Below are 6,985 nucleotides of genomic sequence, written 5' to 3'. Positions count from 1 at the left end.
GCGGCGGGCTTCGCGGGCGCGGCGGCGGGCTTCGCGGGCGCGGCGGCGGGCTTCGCGGGCGCGGCGGGCGCCGCTGCTCCGCGGGCCGCTTCTTCCCGCTTTTGTTGCGCATGCAGCGTCTGCACGCGCAACAGCGGATTCGGCTCGATCCGCGTCGCCTCTCCTGCATCCGCTTCGTCGTCGTCGGCCCACGCGCTGTCCGTCGCGTCGCGCGCCCCGGCGGCCGGCAGGGTATCGAGGCGCGCCGGCGCGTCGTCCGGCATCTCGGAGGCCGAGTCGCTGGCCAGATCCGCCGCGTGCCAGCTGATGTCCTCAAGCGTCGCGCGGCCGCCGGTGAGCAGTTCGCGCATGCGTTCCGCGTGCGTCTCGATCTCGGCGGAAAAATGGGCGTCGAAAAACTGCGCGATCTCGGCTGCACTGGGCGACTTGCCGCGTCGGTGCAGCGTCTGCAGCAGCGCCTCGCCGAACGCCTCCGCCGTCGGGTACCGGTCTTGCCGGTTGTACGCCAGGGCGCGCATCACGAGCTCGTCGAGCTGCGGGTCGAGCTGGTGATTGGCGTGCGACGGCGGCACGACCTCGCCGCGTACGATCGCGTGGTAGGTGTCGTAGGTGCTGTCGCGCTTGAACAGCCGCCGTCCGGTGAGCAACTCCCACAGGATCGTCCCGAGTGCGAAAATGTCGGTCCGCCGGTCCAGCGGTTTGCCGAGGCACTGCTCCGGCGACATGTACGCGAACTTGCCCTTGATCGTCCCGCTTCGGGTCTTGGTCGCCCGCAGCTCGGCCTTCGCGATGCCGAAGTCGACGATCTTGAGCACGCCTTCGAACGACACCACCAGGTTCTGCGGCGAGATGTCCCGGTGGATGATGTTGAGCGGCTGGCCGTCCGGGGTCGTCCGCTCGTGCGCGTAGTGCAGTCCGGCGCATGCCTGGGCGCACAGCGACAGGCACAAGTCGACGGGGAGGCCGCCCGGCACGCGCTGTTGGGCCTTCTTGGCGAAGGTCGACAGCGACATGCCCGCCAGGTACTCCATCACCATGTAGTACCGGCCGTCTTGCTCGCCGAGTTCGAGCGTCTGGACGATGTTCGAGTGGTCCAGCTGGGCGCCGATGCGGGCCTCGTCCAGGAACATGTGGACGTACTCCGGCTCGTCCGCCAGGTGCTCGAGCAGGCACTTGCAGACGACGAACTTCTCGAACCCGGCCTCGCCGCCGATGCGCGCGAGGTAGATCTCCGCCGTCCCGCCCACGGCGAGCAGCGCGAGCAGGTCGTACTTGCCAAGCCGCTGGCCGACGAGGTTGCCCGGGCTCGCGTCGCTCACGCAGCGAGCTTATCAGAGGCGCCCGCGGCGGTCACAGCCGCGGCTACACCTCCATCAGTTCGGCTTCCTTCTTCCCGCCGATGTCGTCGACCTTGGCGATGTACTTGTCGGTGAGTTCTTGGACCTTCTTCTGGCCGCGGGTCAGATCGTCCTCGGAGATGTCGCCGTCCTTTTGCAGCGACTTCAGCATCTCGTTGCCGTCGCGTCGCGCCGCGCGCACCGCCACGCGCGCGTCTTCGGTCATCTTCTTGATGATCTTGACCAACTCCTTGCGCCGCTCCTGGGTCAACGGCGGGATCGGCAGGCGGACCATCTCCGAGTCGCTCACCGGATTGAGCCCCAGATCGCTCGACCGGATCGCCTTTTCGATCACGGGGATCATGTTCTTTTCCCACGGTTTGATCGTGATCAAGCGCGCGTCGGCGACGTTGAGGGCCGCGACCTGGTTCAGCGGCGTCGGCGTGCCGTAGTAGTCGACCTTCACGCCGTCGAGCAACGCCAGGTTGGCGCGTCCGGTGCGAATCTTGGCCAACTCGCGCTGGAAGGCGTCGACCGCCTTCTGCATCCCCGATTCCACTTCGCTGAGCACATCTTCGACCACGTCACACCTCCGCGAGACGGGTTGCGTCCCGGTCCGGGACGATCAGAGTGCCGACCGGCTCGCCGCACAGGACGCGGACGATGTTGCCGGGCCGGCTCAGCCGAAAGATCACGATCGGCAGGCCATTGTCCTTGCACAGCGCGAACGCCGTCGCGTCCATCACGCGCAGCTCCTTTTGCAGCGCGTCCTGGTAGGACACCTGCGCGTACAGCCGCGCGCTCGGATCCTCGACCGGGTCGCGTTCGTAGACGCCGTCGACCTTGGTGGCCTTCAGCAGCACTTCGGCCTGGATCTCCATCGCGCGCAATGCCGCCGCCGTGTCGGTCGTGAAGAACGGGTTGCCCGTACCGGCGGCAAAGATCACGACGCGCTTCTTTTCGAGGTGACGGATGGCGCGCCGGCGGATGTAGGGCTCGGCGAGCTGCTGCATCTCGATCGCGCTCTGCACGCGCGTGACCAGCCCGCGGCGCTCGAGCGCGTCTTGCAGCGCGATGGCGTTCATGACCGTGGCGAGCATGCCGACGTAGTCGGCCGACGCGCGGTCCATGCCGCGCGCCGACTCCGACACGCCGCGGAAGATGTTGCCGCCGCCGATGACGACGGCGAGCTCGACGCCCATCGCGACGACCTGCTTGATCTCGTCGGCGATCGCCGACAGGACCTCTGGGCTGATGCCGAACTTGGCGGTCCCCATCAGCGCCTCGCCCGACAGCTTGAGCAGCGCGCGCCGGTAGCGAGGCCTCGGTTCGCTGTCGTCGGCCATGGCCGCCCGATCGTTACGCCAAGCCGGCTTGCTCCGCCACCTCTTTGGCGAAGTTTTCCTCTTTGCGCGCGAGGCCTTCGCCCAGCTCGTAGCGGGTGAATCGGCGAATCTGGATGTTCTCGCCGATCTTGGCCACCAACTCCTCGCGGAGCTGGTCGATCGTCTTTTTGTCGTCCTTGACCCACGGCTGATCGAGCAAGCAGATCTCCTTGAGCCACTTGTTGATCTGGCCGTCGACGATCTTGGCGATGACCTGTTCCGGCTTGCCGGTATTGCGCGCTTCTTCCATGCGGATCGCGCGCTCGCGCTCGATTTCGCTTTCCGGTACTTCCTCGCGGCGGACGTACTGCGGCGCCATCGCGGCGATCTGCATGCACACCTCGTGGCAGAACCGCTGGAAGTCCTCGTTGCGCGCGACGAAGTCGGTCTCGCAGTTGACCTCGAGCAGCACGCCGATACGCCCGTTGCCGTGAATGTAGCTCGTAACCAGCCCCTCGGTGGCGGTGCGGCCGGCCTTCTTGGCAGCTTTCGACAGGCCCTTCTTGCGCAGGTACTCGATCGCTTTTTCGATATCCGCGCCGGTTTCGACGAGGGCTTTCTTGCAGTCGGCCATGCCAGCGCTCGTGCGCTCGCGCAGCTCCTTGATCATCGCGGCAGTGACTTGCGCCATGGTGTGCTCCTTATTCCTGATCGGGGGTGGCCGACGCCTCGGGCTCGAGCTGGCTGCCGCCCTGGGCGATCTCGATCTGCGGGCCGTCGCCGCCGGACACGATCGTGATGACCTGCTCCTCCGGCTCGCGGCCCTGTTGTGCGCGACCTGCGGCGCGCTCCTTCGCCAGGCGCGAGCCGACGAGGCACGCGTCGGCGATGCGGTCGGCGAACAGCCGGATCGAGCGGATGGCGTCGTCGTTGCCGGGGATGATGAAATCGATGAGATCCGGGTCGCAGTTGGTGTCCGTCACCGCGATGACCGGGATCTCGAGTTTGCGGGCCTCGGCGACGGCGATGTGTTCTTTGTTGGGGTCGATGACGAACAGCGCGCCGGGCAGCTTCGACATGTCCTTGATGCCGCCGACGGCTTTCATGAGCTTTTCGTACTCGCGCCGGATCGCGTGCTGCTCCTTTTTGGGGCGCAGTTCGATCGACCCGTCCTCGAACCACTTTTCGATCTCGCGGATGCGGTCGAGGCGTCCCTTGATCGTCTTGAAGTTCGTGAGGGTGCCGCCGAGCCACCGCTGCGTGACGTGGTACTGGCCGGCGCGCTCGGCCGCTTCGCGGATGACGTCGGCGGCCTGCTTCTTGGTGCCGACGAACAGGATCTTCTCGCCGCGGGCGCAGACGTCGATCGCGTACTGGAACGCGCGTTTGAACAGGCCGACCGTGTGCTGCAGGTCGATGATGTGGATCCCGTTGCGCGCGCCGAAGATGTATCGCGCCATCTTCGGGTTCCATCGCCCCGTGTTGTGCCCGAAGTGGACGCCCGCTTCGAGCAGCTGGCGCATGGAGATGGGGTTGTCGCCGTCGGCGACGGTGTCTTGCAGTTCCATTGTGATGTCTCCGTTGGTCGTCCGGCGCCGTCGTCGAGCGCGGGAAGCGGCGCGTGCGCCACCACGGCCCGTGCCCTCGAACGCCGTGTGAAGTCGGCGCGATCTACCACGGCCCACTCGCGGGAGGCAAGGGCCGGCGCCCGCGCCACCCGAGCCGCGCCGGCGGCTCCCGGCGCCCGCACCGCCCGAGCCGCGCCGGCGGCTCCCGGCGCCCGCGCCGCCCGAGCCGCGCCGGCGGCTCCCGGCGGCCCGCGCGGCCCCCGCGCGCGAAACCTACGCCGCGCCGGTGGCGCGGTCGGCGCACCTTTTCGTACATGGTCAGCGGACCCGATCCTGGGATTCCTGTCCCCGGATCACGGAGTCGTAACCCATTGATAGGACAGGAGGTTGTCCCGGCACCGCAATTGCTTTGGTTCTACCCCGTGGCCCTGTTGGTCCCATTGCTGCTCGGCGGGTTGGCTCTCGCGGTCATGGCGAGCGTGTCGGCGGTGACGGCGCGGCGGCAGCGGCTCGCGGCATCGCAGCCGCCGGCCCGCGCCGCCCGCATCCTCGTTCACAGCATCAACGACGACCGCTGCACCGGTTGCGACGCCTGCGTCGCGGTGTGCCCGACGAACGTGCTCGACCTGATCGACAACAAGAGCCGGGTGGTCCGGTTCCAGGACTGCATCCAGTGCGAGCAGTGCATGTGGGCGTGCCCGACCGAGGCGCTGGTGATGCACCCCGAGGGCACCGAGCCGCCGCCGCTGACGATGCCCGAACTCGACAGCGCGTTCCAGACGGCCGTGCCGGGCCAGTACCTCATCGGCGAAGTGGCCGGCAAGCCGCTGGTCAAGAACGCGGCCAATCTCGGCCGCGGCGTGGTCGAGCACATGGTGCAGCAGGGGCTGCGGCCGAGCGCGCCCCGGCGCGCCGAGGGCTCCGACGCGTCGGACGTGTCGGTCGTCGACGTCTGCATCGTCGGCTCGGGGCCGGGCGGACTGTCGGCCGCGCTCACTTGCGTCCATCGCGGGCTGAGCTACGTCGTGCTCGAAAAGGAACAGATGATCGCGTCGACGGTCGCGCGCTATCCGAAGGGCAAGCTCGTGATGGCCGAGCCGTACGACGTCGCGAACTATTCGTTTTTGCCGGTGTTCGACTCGACCAAGGAGGAGTTGGTCGGGTTGTGGCAGGACCTGGTCGAACGCGTCGGCCTGCGCGTCCGCCTCGGCGAGGCGGTCGAGCAAGTCCAGCGCCGCGCCGATGGCACGTTCGACGTGCGCACGACGGTCGCCCAGTACCGCGCCCAGCGGGTCGTGCTCGCGACCGGGCTGCGCGGCAAACCGCGCACGCTGGGCGTGCCCGGCGAGAACCAGCCCCACGTGTTTTCGCTGCTCGAGGACCCGGACGACTGGGCGGGCCGGGCGGTGACCGTCGTCGGCGGCGGCGACAGCGCGCTCGAAGCGGCGATGGCGCTCGCCGATGCGGGCGCGAAGGTGTTGCTGTCGTACCGCGGCCGCCAGTTTTCGCGCGCGCAGCCCAAGAACAAGGAAGCGATCGCGTCGTACGCCGCGCAGCGCCGAGTCAAGGTCAAGTTCCAGACGCAGGTCGCCGAGTTCGGGCCGGACTTCGTCACGTTGCGGTTCCACGACGGCTCGCACAAGCGCTACCCGTGCCAGGGTGCGTTCGTACTCATCGGCGCCGACCCGCCGGTCAAGTGGCTCGAGAAGCTCGGCGTCCAGTTCGTCCAGCGGCCGCACCAGCACCAGCTCGGCAAGAGCGACGAGTTCGTGCGCCGGTTCGTGCCCGAGGTCGTCGATTGCCCGAGCGACGCGGCGGCCGCCGCCGCGCTGGCCACCGGCCAGTTGCGACCGGAACAGATTGCGGCCGAACCGCCGGCCCGCACCGGCGCGCCGCGTATCATCGAGTCGGGGCGCAAGTTCATCCGGTCGGCGTCGGCCATCTTCACGTCGGCGCGCAAGCTCGACCGGCCGATGCCGCTGTCGGAGTTCGCGCGCCGCAGCCGGCGGCACGCCGGCAACGGGCGCCGCGACGCGCTCGACCCGGCGGAGCGGACGCGCGTGCTGCGCATGCTGCGCGACGACGGCGCGCGACTCGCCGACGAGGACAGCCGGGTGTACGCGGTGGACGAGCCGTCCGGCATCGAGCACGGGTGGAACGACCCGTCGCCGGTCCCCGATTGGGACCAGTCGTCGCCGTTTTCCAAGGGCTCGCCTGCCCCCGAGCAGGCGCCGCTGCACCTGCCGCCGGACGAGCTGGCAGTCGACGGAGCGCCGATCGCTCCTCGCGAGGCGCTCATCGTCGGCCTCGCCAAGGCGCACAAGCGCGCCGGTACGCCGCGCGCGCGCCGGCGGTCGCCCGCGCCGGCGCCGCGCCGCCGCATCCACGACGATCCGACCGTGCAGGTCGACGCGCTGCCCGACGACGTTCTGGCGAGCGCCGCGCGCGCGCCGACGCACGACGACCCGACCGTGTTCGCCCTGCCGGCGGCACCGCAGCCGCCGCCTCGGTTCGCGGTGGACGACTTCGACGAGGCTACGCGCGCGGTGGACATCGATCCGAACGCGCTGTTGGCCGCCGCCGAACGCCCGCGCGGCCGGGCCGCCGCCGGTCCCGCGGTGATCGAGGACGAGCCGACCGCGATGGCCGACCTGTCGCAGCTGGCGGCGACCGCGGCGGCGCCCGAGCGGCCGCGCCGCGCGTTCCTGCCGGTCAAGACGATCAGCGACGTCGAGTTCGACTTCGACGAGTAGGG

7 protein-coding genes are annotated in these 6,985 nt (G+C 69.2%); 2 read left to right on the top strand and 5 right to left on the bottom strand.

All coding sequences use genetic code 11. From position 1 onward, the window contains the following. From D6689_05295 to rpsB, 5 genes are all read right to left on the bottom strand, one after another. The coding region (locus D6689_05295) for a serine/threonine protein kinase (protein ID RMH43382.1) at positions 1-1,319 on the bottom strand (1,319 nt) is incomplete at its 3' end. Positions 1,320-1,362: 43 nt separating this feature from the next. Continuing rightward, positions 1,363-1,920, bottom strand: a complete 558-nt coding sequence (locus tag D6689_05290; GenBank protein RMH43381.1) for a ribosome recycling factor — start codon at positions 1,918-1,920, stop codon at positions 1,363-1,365. Position 1,921: 1 nt separating this feature from the next. Then, positions 1,922-2,683, bottom strand: coding sequence for a UMP kinase (locus tag D6689_05285; protein RMH43380.1), 762 nt, complete (start codon positions 2,681-2,683; stop codon positions 1,922-1,924). 13 nt (positions 2,684-2,696) lie between these two features. Continuing rightward, on the bottom strand, positions 2,697-3,353 hold the full coding sequence (tsf, locus tag D6689_05280; GenBank protein ID RMH43379.1) for a translation elongation factor Ts: 657 nt from the start codon (positions 3,351-3,353) through the stop codon (positions 2,697-2,699). Positions 3,354-3,363: 10 nt separating this feature from the next. Next, positions 3,364-4,230, bottom strand: a complete 867-nt coding sequence (rpsB, locus tag D6689_05275) for a 30S ribosomal protein S2 (GenBank protein ID RMH43378.1) — start codon at positions 4,228-4,230, stop codon at positions 3,364-3,366. An 87-nt stretch (positions 4,231-4,317) separates the two neighbouring features. Between rpsB and D6689_05270 the strand changes: the two genes are divergently transcribed. Both D6689_05270 and D6689_05265 read left to right on the top strand, forming a co-directional pair. Continuing rightward, positions 4,318-4,605, top strand: coding sequence for a hypothetical protein (locus D6689_05270; GenBank protein RMH43377.1), 288 nt, complete (start codon positions 4,318-4,320; stop codon positions 4,603-4,605). Next, positions 4,545-6,983, top strand: a complete 2,439-nt coding sequence (locus D6689_05265) for a 4Fe-4S dicluster domain-containing protein (protein RMH43376.1) — start codon at positions 4,545-4,547, stop codon at positions 6,981-6,983. Before D6689_05270 ends, D6689_05265 begins: the two co-directional genes overlap by 61 nt. The last annotated feature ends 2 nt before the right edge of the window (positions 6,984-6,985 follow it).

It is taken from the genome of Deltaproteobacteria bacterium, assembly GCA_003696105.1.
Taxonomy (GTDB): Bacteria; Myxococcota_A; Polyangia; order Haliangiales; family J016; genus J016.
Note: the sequence above shows the minus strand (reverse complement) of the source record. Positions and strands in the feature narration are given on the sequence as shown.